Below are 17,743 nucleotides of genomic sequence, written 5' to 3'. Positions count from 1 at the left end.
AGAAAAATTCTAGATAATAATTAATCAAAAGTGAATGAATTACAGTATACATTTATTAGGTTTTTTGAGTATTTCATCACAATTAAAAAGATTTATGAAAATTTAATAATTTTGTTTTTCTACACCATTCTCTTCGCCCTTCTTATTATCAACTAAGGAACAGTTATCACAAATAGGAAGGGTGTTAATTTCTTTTAAAATAATCCAGTCAGTAGGATGAAGCCGGACACCACATTTAATACATTTTTTCGTTTTCATTTACTTATCTATTCATCCTTTCTTTAACAATGTAGTGTAGAACATGTTTAAATTTTTCTTTCCTTACAATGTTAAGAAATATCTAAGATCTTAATTACTTCTTTAAATAACCGACTAGGATTATTTAAAAAGTCTTCTCTAATAATCAATTTTGTTTGCATACTTCCCATACGTTTTAATTTTATTTCATGATTACCTACAGAAACTAATATCTCACCTGACTGTATTTGAACTATTTCTGATGCCTGATCTAAAAATTTATGGTTCAGGTTAATCTTTGGATTGTTGAATAACCTACGCATTGTTCTCCAAACAGCTAACTCATCTTTACTTTTCATATATAGTTCAGGTAACTCTCTAGCATCTTTTAAAGCATTTAATGTGGTGAGCATGTATGAAGCTATACCGTAACCAACCGGTTTAATTACTTGCGTTAGTTCTTTCCAAACGATCAATTTAAATGTAACGAATTGTTTATTCCGTTCAGTTGAACTGAAAATAATCTCATCAATCTGACCGTAATATCTTACTCCATTATTTTTTGTAGCTTTAGTTGATAGATACAGAGCTATATGTTTTGCTTCTTGCCATCCCTTTTTTAAGTCTTTCACAGCTATCTTAAATATTTTTTGTTGAATACACTCAGTAAGAATTTCCTCATCACTTATTAAACCAACCAGAACGGTTTCATCTAATGACGACTGCCAGCGATCAAATGTACCTCTTGGTAGAATGCCTTCTTCTTGAATCTCTTCTGGACTTTTTTCAATAAGGTGTTCTACAAAGTCCTCGACTAACCTCGTTGCATTTGGTAAGAAAGGCAATCCTCCGATATTAACGGTCTCAATGCTTTTATAAAATGCATGCTTTTCATACAACTCTTCTTCAAACCACGGAAATAAAACATATGCCCCAAAGGCTGTTCGTTCATATGGCCCTTCATGTTGAACAACTAACGCATCTCGGTATCGATGCATCGTGTTTATGTCATCCTCCATTGGACCAGGACTTTTATAACGTTTTCCGTAATAACTATCTTCTACCGCAAAATCAATACGATATTTGGCATCGAAGATATAGTTATAGCTGTAGTCCTTACCTTTCTTCTGAATGCTCAGCATCGTATCTGGTTTTTGTGTGATCGTAGGAAGATGCCTTTCTTCCTTTTGATATTGAAGAATAATCTTCTCTCCTGTATGTGGGTGCTGATAAACGCGTTTAGCAGAATTTCTACCATCGAGGTTCACGTACAATCCCTCTCGATTCACCTTTACCACATCTTGAGATAAGAGCAAATATTTTTTATCCAATAGAGCACCAAGTTTAAGATATGTCCAATACTCATAAAGTTGAGCTACATCTTTAACCGACATTTTATAGATTTGACCATGTAATTCTAATCCACGGGAAAGTAAAACATAGATTTGAAAAGCATCTCTATACCCTGGTGCCATCTGAATGACTAAACTCATAATTGAACGATCCAACTTACTAATGGTCTTCCAAAATGGATTTTTAATTCTTTGTTGCAGTAGCTTCTGCATATCTTTGATCGCCTTAACCACTTCTTGATCTGGTTCTGTTTTGTATCTACCACTTGGAGCTTCTACCTTTTTACGCAGATCCTTCAGCTTATCTTCAATTCGAATCATCAACCACTTAATTAGACGGTTTTCCATCGTATCAAATGAGTGCTCTTTTTTAACCTGCCAGCCTTCAATAGGCATAAGTTGTTTGTTCTCAAACTGAATACCATTTGGAACCTCTTGAAACAATGAAACTTTTTTTCTTAGCTGGTTTCGACCATAAGAGTCCATCTTCTTTAATTGATCACCTCTCACCTTTTGATGAGTGGTAATCAGTTGATGATGCGGTTGTTGCTCAATTCTTTTGATCGCCTGTAAAAAGGATCTAAAATGGTGTTGAATCAACCGATAAAATTCAGCAGCACTTGCTTCTCCCTCTACTCTAGTTCTTGCTCCAAGATACGTTTTCCTTAAAAAATGAAACGCTAAATTATAGATTTCTTCATTCACTTCATCTAAGAGCTTTCGATAATCTTCTTTGTAATCAAGCTTTGAAGGAAAGATTTCAAAAGTTACAGACAATAAGGTTTTCCCTTGCGTACGAATTTCAAAAGTAGACAAACCGACTTCATTTTGAAATTGCAGACTTCCCATAAGAACCTGCTTAGGCCCTACTGGAACACTACTCACAGCATTTCGTAAAAGATGATGTTCATGATAGAACTCTAACTCTGAATCTATTTTTGATGTAACGATTATTTGATAGTTTCCATTCTCAAAAAAGATGGGTCTAAATGTTGAGCCGGCTGTTAACTCTTGTTGATCTACATCAAAGACTTTAATAGACTGAATCGCTTTTCCCTCAACCTTAAATTCCATCGTTTCATTCTGCAGTTTCTTCTTATACTGAGACAATCCTTCAAACCGCTGATGATAAGGTTTTCCTTTCATAAAAAGAGTAAATTCATCCGTTTCAATTAATACGAGTTCAACATCCTCACGAACCAATCCAGAAGGAAGTAAAGCCATCTAGCTGATACCTCCTAATCATATCCACAACCTTTTGTGCAGACTTAGGATATATCGCTTTATCGAATTCAGGTAGCACATCGGTATCATAGACCTGATTCGTGAAAATTTCATAAAGCCCCTTAAGTGTATCCCATACACGCTCATCACTCCCTGAAATACGCGGAAGTATCTTCTGAAGAATCGATTGATCCATCGCTTCTTCAAATGTCAGTAAGTTATCTTTCTCGCTATAAATTACATAAAAACAAATTTCATCTCGTACTCGATAACCGACCTGAGCACCAATACTTTCAAGCTGTACGTTAATATTGACTAGCACTTCTGTTACCTTTGTAATTACCGCTATGTTATCTTTGTACACATCTTTTAAATGCAAAGAGTCTCCCGCTAAAGAATGATTCCCAATAGATAATGGTTCCTGTTCTTCAAGATCTTCTAAGAAAGCAAAATGATTCAATTGAACTCTATTAAACTCGATTGTATTTGCACGATCCAACACCTTCTTGCTAAAAGGATGTGTCGTCTCGTCCATGTTTACCGTTCCAACAATATAAACATTTGAAGGGAGAATAATGTCTCTGCCATCCACCTCAAAAGCTAATACCGGTGTCGTTATAATCTCTCTATCTTCCCGTCGCCGACTTTCCATTACACTTAATAGATCACTGAAGTAATATTCAACTCGAGCTAAGTTCATTTCATCAAGTAAAACAAAGAAAGGTTTGGTCGGATCATCCATTGCTCTTTCCAGAACAGAAGTTAATGGACCTTTCTTAAAGTCACCCTTAATATCTACATAGCCTAATAGATCAGAACCATCACTCCAGTCAGGCCGAACTGGAATTAAAGTGAACTGACCATTTCTCTCTGTAGCACCCACACTCTCAGCAAACCACTGAACCATTTTCGTTTTCCCTGTGCCTGATATTCCGGAGAGTATGACAAAAGGTTTTGTTTTTAAAGATAAGTAGAGATTGATGACTTCTTCTTTTTTATAGTAGAAACCTTTGCTTTGTATGTAGGAGTGAATATGATCAGTTATCTCTTTCTCATTTACATGTGGTATAACAATCATTTCTTCTTCCCGTCTTTCTTTTTTATAATCTATGAAACTCTCATAATAAGAGATCATTTTTTCTAAATCATTTACAAGTTGATTTTCAGAAGGCATGTTATCTAAAGAGTATTTTATGTAAGCTGCTGTACTTTCAACATATCCTCTTGCTTTTGCACCTTCCCCAAGAAAATAATCATTACTTTTTTTTACTCCATCCATTACAATGTTTTCTCTTATTTCCTCATTCATCTTTAACATTTCATTTCTGGATGTTTCAGTTATCCCTTGTGCAAATGTTAAATAAAGTTCTTTCATATTCTCGCTGAACAAATAAACAATATAGTATCCCCGTTGAGTAGAAGGAGTAACATTCTTATTTAAGATAGCTAACCAAGGAACTGTTGCCCAATTCCCCTGTCCGACAGAACCTTTAACTGAATATGTATTCGAATCAATGAAAGGTAATCGACAAATTGCATTAGGCAGCTCATTCCGAACTAATTTTCCTATGGGATGATTAGTTAGCGGCTCCGTTCTAGCAGTTAAATAATCCTGCATGGTTTTAATAAGTAATGGACGAATGCTTTCTTCCATAATTGGATTCAACTCCTCATCAAGTAAATCTACTTCTTGCATCCAAGAAAGCATATATCTTGTCCGAACATCCGCGACAGAATCACGCATTAAATTATCTCCAGTAGAATTCTTTACAATTAACATTCCAAGTTCTTTTATAGCTTGAAACTTATATACCTTTTCTAAATCGGAGAATTTTGAAAGAAGTTCATAGACAATAGAGAAATACGTATGTTTTAACATTTGTTTTTTTAGAATAACTGATCGAACTTTACTTGATCTATATTCTTCAATTAAACCCACATTTATTACATATTGACTATCAATGAAACCCAATAATTTTAATCCTTGTCGGGCACGAGATTTTAATCTATAAACATTGTCTTCTGGATAGCTTTGTTTGAGAGATTTAAGATCTAGTCCCTTTTCAATAACTTCTTCTAATAATTCTAATACTTGATTTAAGTTTATTTCTGGTAATTGATCTGTAAAGAATTGATTTAGCATTATAGCTTTCTTTCCATTTTTTTGTGTTACTGATACAAATGGAAGTTGAGAAAACAATGCCATAATAAAAGATGAGCGACCTTTAGCTTTAACAAAATCTGAAGAATTTGCTAGTCTAATACTTGAAAATTCGTTCCATGCATCATATAAAAATTGAAATGAAATTAACTCCCAAGAACTGTCTTTTTCACTTACTACAAACTTTCTTTTGGACGTATCCGTTTCAACATATAACCCTTTATCATTTAACTTAATAGAATTTTTTTCCTTAGAACTCAAAGTCTGGATATCTTTTAAATGCCCTAAATAGTTAATAATTAATTTTTCAAGCATGTTATCAACTTCCTCTAGTATTATTAAATAGACTTGTTTCTTAAATCATATCAATTATGGTGTATCACTTAAATAGATAAAAAACACTTGATATAAATCAAGTGTTCTCAATTTATTCACATCGGATATAGAATGGCTAATTGTTCCTTTTTTTTATAAATACTCTTTTGATAGAATATCAATCAATTTTCTAGCTGCTTTTTCATCAAGTTGAATAGACTGACTTGTTACTCCCTTAACTTTTCTTTCCTCAGATCCATAGGTATTTAATTGAAAATATTTATTGTTGTTTTTATCTTTAAAAACCGAATATGTAGCTTGAACCTCTTGGTGCACACTGTTTCTATTTTTATCGATTTTCTTTAAAGATTCTTCTTTTACTAATGCCATTTCCATCATCCCTAGTTTAGTTTATTTAACTTCTTTAATTGCACTTATTATTTCATCTTTAGATTTCATAAAGTATTTAGTAAACTCTGATTCTCCTGAGTAAGAAATACAAAGGTAGTTTTGTGCTCTTGTCATAGCTATATAAAGCAATGACACTTCTTTTTCTTTACTTTCTTCTAGTGGGAAAGGCATGCTGTCGGTGTTTACTACGAAAACGGATTGAAAGTCTAGTCCTTTACTACTTTCAATAGTACTAATCTTTACTGATTCTTCTTCTTTTACAAAATTCCGTTTGGAACCTTCATGTTCAGTTAACCAATAGTAAGGGATATTATGCTTTATAAACGTACGAATGATTGTATCTGTTACAGCGAGCTTATTCGTCTTTCTAACTCGATAAAGAATCAGCATTTCGGAATATGGCACTTTACGAATTTCATGAAGCTTCTTTATGGTTCGTGCTACTTTTTCCATTTCTTCAGTAAAGTTGGTAGCTTCCAACACAAATGGTTCTGGTCCCTTACGTTTCGTTCCCTGAGGGTGAATGATTTCAATACCTTCAGTTTGACCTTGAATTACCTTTGTATTTAATTGTGAATGCTCGCGGTAAAAATCCCAGGCAAACTTTACAATTTGAGCTGAATTTCTATAGTTGATATTCAGGATTTTAGATCGCCCTTGGAAACTCATTCCTGTGTCTTGGACATAGCTTGTTTTTCTTTTATAAATGTTTTGTGCTCGATCTTCTACTATCAATAAAGACTGTGTTTCCGGATTTAACAAACGACTTACCAATCCTAGCCATGTTGGTTCAAAGTCTTGTCCTTCATCTATTAACACCGCATCATATTTGGGTAATATGGCTTCGTTTTGATCGATCTTTTCTAGTATGGTTGGGATTTGGTATTCATTAATCTTCAAATCTTGCTTCAACCATTGATGGAAGTTGCGAATGATAATGTTGTCACTGACTTTCTTTTCTTCAGGCTTATGTACAAAATCAAAAAGATCCTCAGGCTCCGAAAGTTTAGCATGAACCATTTGACGAATGCTTTGAGCGAGTGAAATGTTATAGCACAGAATTAATACTTTCCAGTCAGGGTGTTCTTTTACAATCATCTTCGCTCTTGATGCCAAGATTAAGGTCTTACCGCTACCCGCTACCCCTCGAATGAGTCGGTTCTTATCTCCTAATTGTTTAGCAAGATTCTCCTGATGCAGATCCATGACTTTAATATCTTTTAAAGACAACAATAGCTGATCTTGATAAGGTACAGCTTGTTTAAATTCTGCGCTAATTCGCACTTCAGGAAACAAATGATAACGAATGGCAGCGATCTCTTCATTTGTTAATGGTTCTTTTAGCCGGTAAGGCACGATAAACATATCAAGGATTTTCTCCATCAATAACTCTTCTGAGAAGTGTTCATTTTCTGGATCAATCTCGTCTCTTGCTAACGTCAAGTTCGGTTCAAGTATGGAATATAAGTTATCTCTCACCATATCTTTTTGATAGAGACGGGTAAAAACAACGCCGTAACCAAAAGGAAACTTAAGCTGAAATTGATACTTTCCTTCTGTTTGAATGAGGCATTTATCTTTTTTCAATACATTACTTATTTGAAAGGCGTATTCTCTAGCTTGTTTTAAAGGGTTCTTCACAGTTGCTTGTAAACCATTCGCAGCTGAAATGACCCAGTCATCTGAATTAAGTTGATATAACGTATTCCTTGTATAATCTTTCACTTCTAACACAATTAACCCTAGATCTGGTCCTAAAATAACAAAGTCTGGGCGTCTTCCTTGGATTTCAGGCTCATAGTACACGATATAATCATCAGGCAAGTAGTTTTTAAGTGTATGGAATAATAGTCTTTCGCCAGCTGTGGCAGAAGATCGTATTGTAAGTGGAACCATGTATGCCATGACATTCACCTATCTTATTTTATTCAAAAATATTTTTACAATATTAGACATCTCTCTATCATTCTCTTAAAAAAACTAGTAAAAATCAACTATTGTTTGTAAACTTTACCAAATTTTATTATGCTATACCTATACATATCTCGTAAAAACGGAGTGACGACTGTGATTAAATACCTAGTATCTTTATTTAAGAGTGGAACTACAACACTTAGTACTGAATCTCTTCATCTCTATCAACAAAATCAATCTGAGTTGCAAAAAATAATAAATACCCCTTTTCCAAGAGGTCAAGCGACAGGTTATGTATTCTTCGTTCAGGATCACCAAACTGGTCATTTCCAGATTGGAAAGACCACACAAATAGATAAACGAATTAATGGGTTCACTGTAATCCTACCTTTTAAAAATGAGCTGATTCATCTCGTAAAGTCAGGTAACCATCATCAAACAGAAGCTGCCTTTCATGATTACTTTACTAACAAACGTGTACAAGGTGAATGGTATACCTTAAGTTCAGAAGATCTTACATGGTTAAGAAACGGAAATTATTCGAGATACATTGAAGATACAATTAACAATAAAGGGATTATTAAAGAAGCGATTGACTCTCGTAGGGTTCCCCTTACACCTAAACAAGAAGAATATGCGAAATCTCTCATACATAAGTTAGAGCATTATGAGTTAGTATCTGATGATATAGATTTGTCTAAGAAAGACTTGGATCGTCTCATTATGTTCTTTAAGTTTAAAAATAAAGGAACACTTGTGAATATGGTTAAGGAAGGGATATTGAAGGAGAAGAGCACCTTAAAGAATTAGTAATTATAAATTATGGCCTGTTCCTGTATATCTATGACTATGTTCAACAATAAACCTAATAATAAAAAGGCTAGAGTCCGGTACAATGCCAGCTCTAGCTTTTCTAAATTTTTATGTTTCTTAAATATAAGCAAGTATTTTATTCGCAACACGAATCATCTGCTCTTTATCAAAGATCTCATCAAATTCATGTCGCTTAACACCGTATTGCATGTATAAGCCCTTTTCTAGCATCCCGTCGTTAAACCATTTAATGTCCCTAATGGTTTGATAGCGAAATTTTTGTTGGGAGCTAAATGACTTATTTACAAACCATACACGTTTGTTGGTAGCGATTAAGTAGCCTTTAATTTCTTTCTTACTGCTTTTATCAAACTCACAGAATAAGAAGGTTAATCCTTTTTCATCTGGCTCAAACACATTTCGTATAAGAGATTGAAAGAATGCCTTATTATTTTTCACTTCGTTAAATTCGTAAGTCGTGTAAGAGTCATTTACTAGTGAGTTTAATAGATTTTCAATCTCTTGTTTTTCTTTTGCTTTTTGAACTTCAAGTTGTTGCTGGCGTTCTTCAGCTGCAAGTTTTCTTTTCATACGCTTTTGTTCTTTCACAGCTTCTTTACTACTTCGATAAGTTTGAACTTTTTCTTTTACTAGTACATTATCTTGATCTTTAGTCAAAAGCTTTACGAATAAATCTTCTGCTTTATAACATATTCTTTGATAGATCCCCATTTTACTCTCTCCTTAAGCTACCATTTTACGAGCCACATAGAATCGTCTTCCTAACCAAGCAGCTATTCCTAAACCAAAAATCATTGTGTTTGCTTCATCAGCATCCTGAGCAGCTTGTTTTCCTAATCCGTAATGATACTCATACACTGTTTCAGCTTTCATGTATTTTTGAGGGACTTCATATTTTTCTTCATTGCTACCCATCTCATAAGCTACTTCTGCTATTTTTTCAACTTCATTATTTGATTTGAATCCTTCTTTATACCATGTGATATATTTTTCTTGCTTTAGAGCAGGTTTTTTATAGGAAATCATGGTAAAGGCAGCATTATAGCCCATTTTTAAATACTTTTCTCTTAATTCATTCTGACCTTTCTCGAATCCAGTAAGGTATGCGTTTATTAATGTTTGACTAACATTCTTTGGTGTATTCTTAATATCCTTTGTTCCATCTTCAAGACCTTTTTCTTGAAAACTAACTATCTGTGCTTCTTCTTTCTCTTTTAATGCTCTGTTAAAACCATTTTCGTATTCTTGTTTTAAAAGTGTATTATTCTGATACTTTGCAGGAAGAACTAACTTTTCCTGTTTCTTTCCAGCTTCATATCCTTCCTTCTCAACAGCTACTTTCTGTTCTTCAAATTTTTGCATTCCTTCAGAATACCCTTTATCATAACCAGTGCCATAGCCAGATTGGTAAGCTGCTGAACCAGTAGAAGAATTGTTTTCTTCTGCACCTTTTGTTCCATCGTTCAACCCTTTTTGATAGCCAGCTTTTTCACCCTTTGCTGAGTCTTTCTGTTCAATCTGTTTTGGACTGCCGTTAATTTTCGCAGTATCATATCCACTTGGAACTTCACACGGAATACCATCATCTACAACATTTCCGAAGCCATCTAATCTCTCCGGATCATTTGAAGCTGAATAGCCTTTTGCATTCCAGTAAGCTACAACTTCATCATAGTTGGAAAAATCTGAGCAGTCTTTATCACTGCGTGTAGCAGGAGCCGGTTTTGCTGCAGGTGCAGGTGTAGGTGCCGGAGTTGAACCACCGCTTGAACCTCCACCATTATGATAGTGATATCCTGTACATAATCCTTTTGCCTGCGACTTTGCTGAACAGTTATGTCCCCCACTACTGTCAGTTCTACCTGAGTGAGCATACCCTTGGTGAGGTAGAACTAATATCACTAAAGCCATTATAAAAATTAAATATTTCCCCATGTTCCCTATCTCCCTTTGTTACGTTTTCATTTATTTCCAGATTTAATAGTAATATCTAATTAAAATTATTTCAATAAAATTTTCGACGAAAATATGTTTTTCTTTCTAATAACCCCCTAAAATAAGTGTGATTAATCGAATAAATAGATCGATTTTCTAACAAAAAAGAAACACTAGTTTTTCGGACCAGTGCTTCAAATTTATTATGATTACCTATTCTTATTTTAGATACGACATTCTTTTTAACAGTAAATTTAGCTTAAACGATCCAACCACCCACTAATATGTACATCTAACAGCTGACTCTGCTCAATCTGCAAATTATGCCCCGCAACATCCAAAACCGAAAACGTAGCCCTCGGATACTTATCAAGTATGTCATAAACATCCTTATAACCCGTAACATGGTCCTGCCTACCTGTTATAAATACACAAGGTTTCTCAAACACTTCCTGGTCGATCTTAAACGTGTATCCATATGCTCCTGAGATTTTCTCTAAAAACGCTGGATCTGCGTTTTTTAATCCAACGACCACTTCCTCCCTGTACCTTTTCCACGTGTATTCGTCTAACTTCACATGAATGCCTTTGAAATCTTCTCTTTCTTCTACTGTTAGTGTGGCTAGGAATTCGTTATCAACTTCGATGTTCATTTGCTCTGGCAAAGTTCGATCACTGTGGTTTGGTATGATCATCGGACAGATTAATGCTGCACCGATAACACGCTCTGGCATTTTCGCGATGATACCTCTTATGATATAACCACCGTATGATTGACCGGCTAGTAGGAAGGATTGGTCTGGTAATAACGTATCAATGAACTGGATGACTGCCTCTAGCATCTCATCCGAGTTTTGAATCGAATCATAATCTTTCGTCTGCCCCATTCCTGGCAGGTCGATATAGATGCGTCTATATCCTTCTCTCTCTTGAAAGATCGGTTCCATGCAGCTTTTCATCAAGCGGTGATCGGGTGAGAATCCGTGAATCATTACGATTGGTGTTCCATTTCCGTATTCTTCATAATAGATGTTGGCTTTCTGTACTTGGCAATACGACATATTTCAACACTCCTTCTCTAAAGGGGGTTCTCTGTCATTGAGGAAATTCCTTCTATTTCGGATATAAACGAATATCATATAGGTGTTGTGTTAAAATGGAAAAAGAAAATAAACGGGGAGGGCTATCTCTGAAGAACTATTTGATTCGATTGTTATTTGGGATATTGACTGGCTTCGTTACGTATGGAATTCTAGTAATGTTTGATTTATATGACGGTGAGAGTTCAAACCTGATCATAGTACTTTCTATAATATGTGGTGGATGGTTTGGGTGGTATGTGTATCGTTATAAGACCTCTAAGAAACATTGAATGTAAGCAAGTGAAAGATAAAGAATTGAAGGAGCGTTTCGTTTGAAAGCCTATTTTATCCGGTTAGCGTTTAGCATCATGTCGATGGTCATTATTTATGGGATATTCTTTTTAGTAGGATGGCACACGAAAAACTTTGCACCTTTCATCATCCTGCCGCTTGGTTTAGCCGGTGGTTATGGTGCGTTGTATGTGTATAAAATGATTCAAGAAGCAAAAACGAAGGAACAACTGTAAAGAAAAAGGACAGGTATGAAGTCATCGTAACTTCGAACCTGTCCTTTTCTATTAAGAAACCGAATCGCACTTCGTTTCACAGTTTTTTGCGAGTGAGCAAGCCGCACATTTACCCTGCTTGCTTTTTTTGATGTGACGAAAAACGGCCCAGCCTGCATATCCAAATATAAGAGCCCCGAAGACAATATTGAAGATCATTAAGTTCGTCCTCCCTCTCTTGTTAGTATCCTAAAAGTTTACCGCCTTGATAGATAACGAGTGACAATACGTACGCGATCACGAGCGCATACCCGACAGAGAACCATGTCCATTTCGCAGATCCTGCTTCTTTACGAATCGTCGCCACCGTCGCTAGACACGGCACGTACAACAACACGAATACCATAAAGCTGAAGGCGGATAGCGCAGAGAATTCATTAGCGAGTAATCCTTGTAACGAGTCAGCGTTCGGCACGTGGTAGATGATGTTCATCGCAGAAACGACGACTTCTTTGGCAAGGAATCCTGTAATAAGGGATGCTCCCGCTTGCCATGTACCAAATCCGAGTGGTTTTTTTCGCACGTTCAAAAGGCGAATTTCCCTCCAAAAAGGATGGGCTCAGAAACTAACGGAAACTCTTTAAGAGAGACAACAAGAAATTACCAATTAGTATCAAAAACAACTCTTGCAAAAGAGAATAATATTAAGTTCAGATGAAATATATAGGTTATAACGAATAGAACTTATTCAATTAACGAGTAGCATAATGGAATAATATGTTAAAATTAATGTATATCGATTTAGGGGGGATTACTATAAATAGAATTTATATGCTACACGGTTTTATGGGAACTGCTCAGACACATTTTTCTAACCAAATATCTCATTTTGAAGAGAGTTATGAATTAATCTTGTTAGATTTACCAGGACACGGCAATTCGATAATAACTGCTTCAGATCATTATTTTGAAGATGCCGTTGAATTTGTGATAACTCAAATTAAAAAGTATGGGGATGGATTTATTTTAGGTTTATCTTTGGGTGCATCATTAGCAGTACACATAGCTCTAAGAGAACCAGATGTAGTAAAAGGTATTATAGTAACAGGCTATTCACCCTTCATTCCTGAAGAGATGAAAGAAGTTATGGAAAACCAATACGATTACTTCTTAAATATTGAAGAAAACGATAAAAATATTGCTAAACAGTTTAATAATCTACATGGAGATAAATGGTTTGATACTTTAAAAAAGGTCCTTTACACGATGACTTATAACTATCCTACTGTAACTAATGAGGACATCAAAAAAATTAAGCCTCCTGTACTTATGTTAAATGGTAGTTTCGAATTGCACGAAGTAGAGGCAGCTACATACATAAAGAAACAAAACAATGAAATTACCATTGGACTACTTCCTTTTGCAGGACATACTGCAAATATTGACCAACCTGAAATTTATAACAGTATGGTTAGAAATTTTTTAGAAAAAGCTCGTATAGGGGTTACTTCATAAAAGATGTTTTTACTTAATAAGGGCATAAGAAAACGACCAGATGAAATTCTGGTCATTTTTAATGTGCCTTGCGAATTATGATTTTCTCCTTTTAGTGACAACCCGTTACTTGGAATTTCAAATTTTTAAATGTAGTTATTATTTCTGGCACTTCGGACAATAAAACGACTTATGTGAGGAATGTTCAACTCTCCCAATCGTCCATCCACATCTTGGACACTTCTCCCCTTCTCGCTCATAGACATACGTATTTTCATTATACCTTCCTGTCTGCTTGTCACCTTCATACATCGGAAAATCTATATATCCCCCAAATTGAACGGCTCTTGAAAGTACTGGTTTGATACTTTCATACAAACGGTTTTTCTCTACATCAGAAAGTTCACTTGCTTTTCGTAACGGATGTAACCTTGCTTGGTAACAGATTTCATCAGAATAACAGTTTCCGATTCCAGCAATAAAAGATTGGTCGACTAACAATGGTTTGAGAGCTCCTTTTTTCCGTTCTAACTTCTCTAGGAACTCATCCCGCTGCATTTCAAAAGGTTCTGGACCAAGTTCACTCAGTTTTTCGTCTAGTTCATTCTGATTCAGTAAGTGTAAATATCCGAGTCGAAGACCAATAAAATTTAGTTGCAGTTCTCCAAAGGACAGAATAATTTGTTTCGTTCGAGCCGGACTGTTTTTTGAAGTTCCGAGAAACATCAGTCCTCCAAGCATCAAATGAAGCAGCAGAAACTGTCCTGAACTTAGCTCAAAGATCAGATGTTTTGCTCTTCTTTTGACAAAGGTGATATTTGCGCCTTTTACAGTTTCTATAAAAGTCTGAACCCCTGTGTTGATGGACTTTTCTCTGTTGATTTCTACATTCGTAATAGGCTTATGTAAGATATTATGGTTCAAGAACTCGCGATACGTTTCCATCTCTGGTAACTCAGGCAATGGTTCCAACTCCTTCAATTCTAGTCTCTCTTGTTAGTATTGAGTGTGTTGGATAAATTATGTAAATAAAAAAAGCCTGTCAAAATGACAAGCTTTGTTTTATACATATGCTAAGTCCAATCATTTCTGTGTCTACGAATAAAATCAATGTCCTTTAGATAATGGTCCAGATGCCCTTCGTCTATCATGTTTTGAAAAGCTAAGTCACCTTCACTCGCTTTTCTTTCAATAGTTCTGCACAATCCTTTTATCCTGAGCAGCACCATCTCCAAATAATTGGGATCCACTTCCTCACCATATCCTTCAAAAAACAATTGAACTCTTTCTTTCATTCGTTCTGCATGCTGGCTACGATTGTAATTTACAGTTGTACCTGTTGCATCTAAATAAAATCTGCTTAAAGGCACACACGTGTATAGCGTATACGCGATGTCCCAAAGCCTTGGACCAGGTCCAGCTACATCAAAATCAATAATGCCAACAGGTCGTTCTTGATCAAAAATAATGTTATAAATGGCAAAATCATTATGACAAAGCACTTCATAAGGCTGAGGTGTGTGATCGATCGGGTGCCAACCTTCTTCTAACGGAAAATCACTTACCGCATCATGATAAAGTCGAAGCATGTTAGCTATATCTTTTAGTGCATCATTTGACCACATATATTCTTTTAAAGGGTAATGTCCCGTCTCCCCTTCAATAAAGGAAAGGATCTCTCTCCCTTTTTCATCAATACCTAGAAACTTTGGTGCATACCTATACCCTTTGTTTTCTAGATGCTTCAATAGCTTATGAATTTTGGCGCTATTGGATTTCAGATCTCGTCGGACCGTATTCCTTAGACGAATTACGTTTGAAACATTTCCTCCAGTAAGTAATTCTTCTTTTTCAAAATTAGACATTTACTACGCCCCCGTTGTATAGAAAGTGCATTTTTATGGATGAATTACAAGTCCTGCTTATAAACGATTCCATACTCTAAGTAAACTTTTAAGAGGGTTAAAGCTTCTCCCCAACCTGTCGCACATCCAATGCAAGCATTTAAGTCTTTCTCAGAATTCGTATAACCAGATTCATTAAGGATAACCATTGTACCGTCTCTATAGTGCTCAAGATCAATGGTTACCGTTGAACTTTGTTCTCCTGGTGACCATTGAAACACAAATTTCTGGTTTGGAACAGCTTCGAGTATTCTACCTCCATCTTCAATCGTTACATGTTCACTACCGAAGTTTGTCCACCTCATGCGAATTTCTCCAGTCCCATCTGGATTGATCTCTAAAGACGTGTCATCCGTAAACCAAGCATTCCAACCTTGGGCTGTTGAAATGGTTTGATACACACCTTCTAATGGTACTTTCATATAGGTTTTATGGTTGATTTCTGGCATTTTCTCTACCCTCCGTACTCTTAAACATTTTTGGAATTCTTCTGAAGTTCTCGAACGCTCCAAACAATCTCTCCGGCCTCGTCCCACGTACTGTGGTGTCGTTCAAATCCAAGCTTTTCTAGCACCCGGAAGGATGCAGCATTCCAAGCGCGTACTGTCGACCAGAGCTTACTTCGACCCGTTGCAACTGCAGCTTCTACGATTACGGATGCCGCTTCAGTCGCATATCCATTACCGTGAACTCTTTGGAACAACTCGTATGCAATTTCCGGTTCTTCAAGCGACGAACGGCCAATAATTAACCCACAGTATCCGATATAATCACCTTCAACTACACGACGAATAGTGAGTAAGGCAATCCCGCTTTCCAATGCACGGTTTCGTAAAGTGGTGATATTTTCATGAGCAGTTTCCATAGTCGGCATCCCTTTGCCCCGTTCGGCAACGAGTTCCCTATACCAAGGGGCATCCGAATCCTTCCAAAGACTCAGGATCAGTCGATCAGTTTCCATCTCAAACATCATAGGTTTAATTGTAGCTGTCATCTTAGGTGCAACCTCCTAGACTGATAGTATTAAACTATGAACGATCCACCGCGTACTTGTTTACTTTTGCCATCTCAAAACTTTAATTCTTTTGGATTACTTAACATCAATTACAAATGTGTACGATACTTCACCATTAGACCATTTGGCTAATACCTCATAGATGTACCGACCTTTACTTGACGGAACAGATAAATGATTGTTTTTTAATATGACTTCTTTATCTCTATCGTTTTCATACCAATGATAAACGAAAATCTTAGGATGATCTTGAATCTCGATATGAATGTTAGCGTTCGGTTTCACACTGATGGCATTAAAAGCTTCAGCAATCTGGGATGGTAATGCCGCATCCGTTGTTACAGCTTCGGTTTCTGACCCTTTTTTTCTTTCCCATTTATAATTTCCTGATTTCATTTCATATTTATTTCCGTTAACATTAACGAATCCCTTCATATCTGGAGGGAAGTCATCATTCATATGATTTGCTGCTTGCTGATCATTTCCATCTGTCGAAATCGAGCAACCAGTTATGCAGAATGAGAATATTATTATTGCTATTATTAGATGTAATAATTTCAAATACAGTCCTCTTTGAGATTTGACGTTATAAGAAAATACACGTGATTTTTCGCTTGGGATATATTAAAAGCCATTGTTTTGGAAGAGTAATTTCGGTAAATATAAGACTATAATGAAAATGAAAGCGATTATTATCATAAACCAAAATATCTTATTCGTACTCACCTTTACAAACCTTCTTTCTGTTTTAGAATTACTATGTCGTCAAAGACTCATAAATGCTCAATGGACTACTCTTTACCCAATGTTTGAGCATAATGCAAGTTTTTGATCGAGTTCATACTTCTGACGCAGATGATGGCGAAAATGCATCCCAACAAGAGATAACCACTCTTGTGCATTCAGCCACCCAAATCCACCATGCTTCATTCTGCAGTTGGGGTTTATCTCTTCTACTTTCAATTCCAAGTCTTTCATTCTATTCATTAATTGATCGAGCTCTAACATAATCGCTTCTTTACTTTTAGTATTGTCTGGCGGGGCATCCAGTTCTTCAGGTAATTTGATTTTAATAGGAGGAAATCCACCAATGTTAAATAGATATTCTCCGAATTCGGATTTTCCCTTATGTTGCTCTTCAACAGCTTTCTCACAATCTTCTACACTATCAAGATATTCATGAGCTACTACAATCAGATGGTCATACATTTGACCAAGTGACCAAACCCCTTGTTCAGGTATAAACTTGAGCTGTTCGTTTGAATAGTTCTGTAAAAAGCTTTTGTAAGTTGCGATTAACTTCAGATCACTCATCATAAGAACCTCCGTTTCATACAAATAACGATTTTTTATTTTAAT

19 protein-coding genes and 1 pseudogene are annotated in these 17,743 nt (G+C 35.7%); 4 read left to right on the top strand and 16 right to left on the bottom strand.

Annotated features, from left to right (window positions below; genetic code table 11):
• Positions 1–102: 102 nt before the first annotated feature.
• The 5 genes from IHV12_RS17665 to IHV12_RS17645 form a co-directional block, all read right to left on the bottom strand.
• Entirely contained in the window at positions 103–258 is a 156-nt protein-coding gene (locus IHV12_RS17665; RefSeq protein WP_197191654.1) for a hypothetical protein, read from the bottom strand.
• A gap of 71 nt (positions 259–329) precedes the next feature.
• On the bottom strand, positions 330–2,813 hold the full coding sequence (locus tag IHV12_RS17660) for a restriction endonuclease-like protein (protein WP_197191653.1): 2,484 nt from the start codon (positions 2,811–2,813) through the stop codon (positions 330–332).
• Positions 2,782–5,289, bottom strand: a complete 2,508-nt coding sequence (locus tag IHV12_RS17655) for an MrcB family domain-containing protein (protein WP_197191652.1) — start codon at positions 5,287–5,289, stop codon at positions 2,782–2,784. The genes IHV12_RS17660 and IHV12_RS17655 overlap by 32 nt, the downstream gene beginning before the upstream one ends.
• A gap of 153 nt (positions 5,290–5,442) precedes the next feature.
• Complete coding sequence (locus IHV12_RS17650) at positions 5,443–5,679, bottom strand: hypothetical protein (protein ID WP_197191651.1); 237 nt, start codon at positions 5,677–5,679, stop codon at positions 5,443–5,445.
• Between the two features lie 21 nt (positions 5,680–5,700).
• Positions 5,701–7,605 (bottom strand): 3'-5' exonuclease, encoded by a 1,905-nt coding sequence (locus IHV12_RS17645; RefSeq protein WP_197191650.1) that lies wholly within the window; start codon positions 7,603–7,605, stop codon positions 5,701–5,703.
• 162 nt (positions 7,606–7,767) lie between these two features.
• On the opposite strand from IHV12_RS17645, the gene IHV12_RS17640 reads away from it, so the two are divergent.
• On the top strand, positions 7,768–8,424 hold the full coding sequence (locus tag IHV12_RS17640; protein WP_197191649.1) for a GIY-YIG nuclease family protein: 657 nt from the start codon (positions 7,768–7,770) through the stop codon (positions 8,422–8,424).
• A 120-nt stretch (positions 8,425–8,544) separates the two neighbouring features.
• On the opposite strand, the gene IHV12_RS17635 is transcribed toward IHV12_RS17640, so the two are convergent.
• From IHV12_RS17635 to IHV12_RS17625, 3 genes are all read right to left on the bottom strand, one after another.
• Complete coding sequence (locus tag IHV12_RS17635) at positions 8,545–9,159, bottom strand: PH domain-containing protein (protein ID WP_197191648.1); 615 nt, start codon at positions 9,157–9,159, stop codon at positions 8,545–8,547.
• 12 nt (positions 9,160–9,171) lie between these two features.
• Positions 9,172–10,383, bottom strand: coding sequence for a YHYH domain-containing protein (locus tag IHV12_RS17630; protein ID WP_197191647.1), 1,212 nt, complete (start codon positions 10,381–10,383; stop codon positions 9,172–9,174).
• Positions 10,384–10,637: 254 nt separating this feature from the next.
• On the bottom strand, positions 10,638–11,444 hold the full coding sequence (locus tag IHV12_RS17625) for an alpha/beta fold hydrolase (protein WP_197191646.1): 807 nt from the start codon (positions 11,442–11,444) through the stop codon (positions 10,638–10,640).
• Positions 11,445–11,539: 95 nt separating this feature from the next.
• Between IHV12_RS17625 and IHV12_RS17620 the strand changes: the two genes are divergently transcribed.
• Positions 11,540–11,755: a hypothetical protein gene (locus IHV12_RS17620; RefSeq protein WP_197191645.1), complete on the top strand. Its 216-nt coding sequence runs from the start codon at positions 11,540–11,542 to the stop codon at positions 11,753–11,755.
• A 42-nt stretch (positions 11,756–11,797) separates the two neighbouring features.
• Positions 11,798–11,992: a hypothetical protein gene (locus IHV12_RS17615; RefSeq protein WP_197191644.1), complete on the top strand. Its 195-nt coding sequence runs from the start codon at positions 11,798–11,800 to the stop codon at positions 11,990–11,992.
• A 51-nt stretch (positions 11,993–12,043) separates the two neighbouring features.
• Here IHV12_RS17615 and IHV12_RS17610 read toward each other — a convergent pair whose 3' ends face one another.
• Positions 12,044–12,190 carry a FeoB-associated Cys-rich membrane protein gene (locus IHV12_RS17610; RefSeq protein ID WP_066395307.1) on the bottom strand — a complete coding sequence of 49 codons (147 nt, stop codon included), beginning with the start codon at positions 12,188–12,190 and terminating at the stop codon, positions 12,044–12,046.
• Between the two features lie 22 nt (positions 12,191–12,212).
• Positions 12,213–12,542: pseudogene (locus tag IHV12_RS17605) on the bottom strand (nucleoside recognition domain-containing protein); the annotation flags it as partial.
• Positions 12,543–12,760: 218 nt separating this feature from the next.
• On the opposite strand from IHV12_RS17605, the gene IHV12_RS17600 reads away from it, so the two are divergent.
• The gene (locus IHV12_RS17600) at positions 12,761–13,486 is read left to right on the top strand and encodes an alpha/beta fold hydrolase (protein ID WP_231620785.1); all 726 of its coding nucleotides are present in this window, start codon (positions 12,761–12,763) and stop codon (positions 13,484–13,486) included.
• Between the two features lie 138 nt (positions 13,487–13,624).
• On the opposite strand, the gene mutM is transcribed toward IHV12_RS17600, so the two are convergent.
• The 6 genes from mutM to IHV12_RS17570 form a co-directional block, all read right to left on the bottom strand.
• Positions 13,625–14,428 carry a DNA-formamidopyrimidine glycosylase gene (gene mutM, locus IHV12_RS17595; protein ID WP_197191643.1) on the bottom strand — a complete coding sequence of 268 codons (804 nt, stop codon included), beginning with the start codon at positions 14,426–14,428 and terminating at the stop codon, positions 13,625–13,627.
• A 110-nt stretch (positions 14,429–14,538) separates the two neighbouring features.
• On the bottom strand, positions 14,539–15,330 hold the full coding sequence (locus IHV12_RS17590; RefSeq protein ID WP_197191642.1) for a phosphotransferase: 792 nt from the start codon (positions 15,328–15,330) through the stop codon (positions 14,539–14,541).
• A 44-nt stretch (positions 15,331–15,374) separates the two neighbouring features.
• Complete coding sequence (locus IHV12_RS17585) at positions 15,375–15,818, bottom strand: SRPBCC family protein (protein ID WP_197191641.1); 444 nt, start codon at positions 15,816–15,818, stop codon at positions 15,375–15,377.
• 20 nt (positions 15,819–15,838) lie between these two features.
• Positions 15,839–16,363: a GNAT family N-acetyltransferase gene (locus IHV12_RS17580; RefSeq protein ID WP_197191640.1), complete on the bottom strand. Its 525-nt coding sequence runs from the start codon at positions 16,361–16,363 to the stop codon at positions 15,839–15,841.
• Between the two features lie 96 nt (positions 16,364–16,459).
• A complete protein-coding gene (locus tag IHV12_RS17575; protein WP_197191639.1) occupies positions 16,460–16,945 on the bottom strand; it encodes a hypothetical protein in 486 nt (161 codons plus the stop codon).
• 237 nt (positions 16,946–17,182) lie between these two features.
• Positions 17,183–17,701 carry a DinB family protein gene (locus IHV12_RS17570; RefSeq protein WP_370568832.1) on the bottom strand — a complete coding sequence of 173 codons (519 nt, stop codon included), beginning with the start codon at positions 17,699–17,701 and terminating at the stop codon, positions 17,183–17,185.
• Between the last annotated feature and the right edge of the window lie 42 nt (positions 17,702–17,743).

Origin of the sequence: Fictibacillus sp. 7GRE50, from assembly GCF_015903875.1 — a bacterium.
Lineage (GTDB): Bacteria > Bacillota > Bacilli > Bacillales > Fictibacillaceae > Fictibacillus > Fictibacillus phosphorivorans.
Note: the sequence above shows the minus strand (reverse complement) of the source record. Positions and strands in the feature narration are given on the sequence as shown.

Coding starts and splice junctions, on each gene's coding strand:
- IHV12_RS17590 (WP_197191642.1), bottom strand. CDS start 15,330: ATGTCTAATTTTGAAAAAGAAGAATTACTTACTGGAGGAAATGTTTCA.
- IHV12_RS17635 (WP_197191648.1), bottom strand. CDS start 9,159: ATGGGGATCTATCAAAGAATATGTTATAAAGCAGAAGATTTATTCGTA.
- IHV12_RS17585 (WP_197191641.1), bottom strand. CDS start 15,818: ATGCCAGAAATCAACCATAAAACCTATATGAAAGTACCATTAGAAGGT.
- IHV12_RS17600 (WP_231620785.1), top strand. CDS start 12,761: ATGTATATCGATTTAGGGGGGATTACTATAAATAGAATTTATATGCTA.
- IHV12_RS17620 (WP_197191645.1), top strand. CDS start 11,540: ATGGAAAAAGAAAATAAACGGGGAGGGCTATCTCTGAAGAACTATTTG.
- IHV12_RS17570 (WP_370568832.1), bottom strand. CDS start 17,701: ATGATGAGTGATCTGAAGTTAATCGCAACTTACAAAAGCTTTTTACAG.
- IHV12_RS17655 (WP_197191652.1), bottom strand. CDS start 5,289: ATGCTTGAAAAATTAATTATTAACTATTTAGGGCATTTAAAAGATATC.
- IHV12_RS17630 (WP_197191647.1), bottom strand. CDS start 10,383: ATGGGGAAATATTTAATTTTTATAATGGCTTTAGTGATATTAGTTCTA.
- IHV12_RS17610 (WP_066395307.1), bottom strand. CDS start 12,190: ATGATCTTCAATATTGTCTTCGGGGCTCTTATATTTGGATATGCAGGC.
- IHV12_RS17645 (WP_197191650.1), bottom strand. CDS start 7,605: ATGGCATACATGGTTCCACTTACAATACGATCTTCTGCCACAGCTGGC.
- IHV12_RS17580 (WP_197191640.1), bottom strand. CDS start 16,363: ATGACAGCTACAATTAAACCTATGATGTTTGAGATGGAAACTGATCGA.
- IHV12_RS17650 (WP_197191651.1), bottom strand. CDS start 5,679: ATGGCATTAGTAAAAGAAGAATCTTTAAAGAAAATCGATAAAAATAGA.
- IHV12_RS17665 (WP_197191654.1), bottom strand. CDS start 258: ATGAAAACGAAAAAATGTATTAAATGTGGTGTCCGGCTTCATCCTACT.
- IHV12_RS17625 (WP_197191646.1), bottom strand. CDS start 11,444: ATGTCGTATTGCCAAGTACAGAAAGCCAACATCTATTATGAAGAATAC.
- IHV12_RS17660 (WP_197191653.1), bottom strand. CDS start 2,813: ATGGCTTTACTTCCTTCTGGATTGGTTCGTGAGGATGTTGAACTCGTA.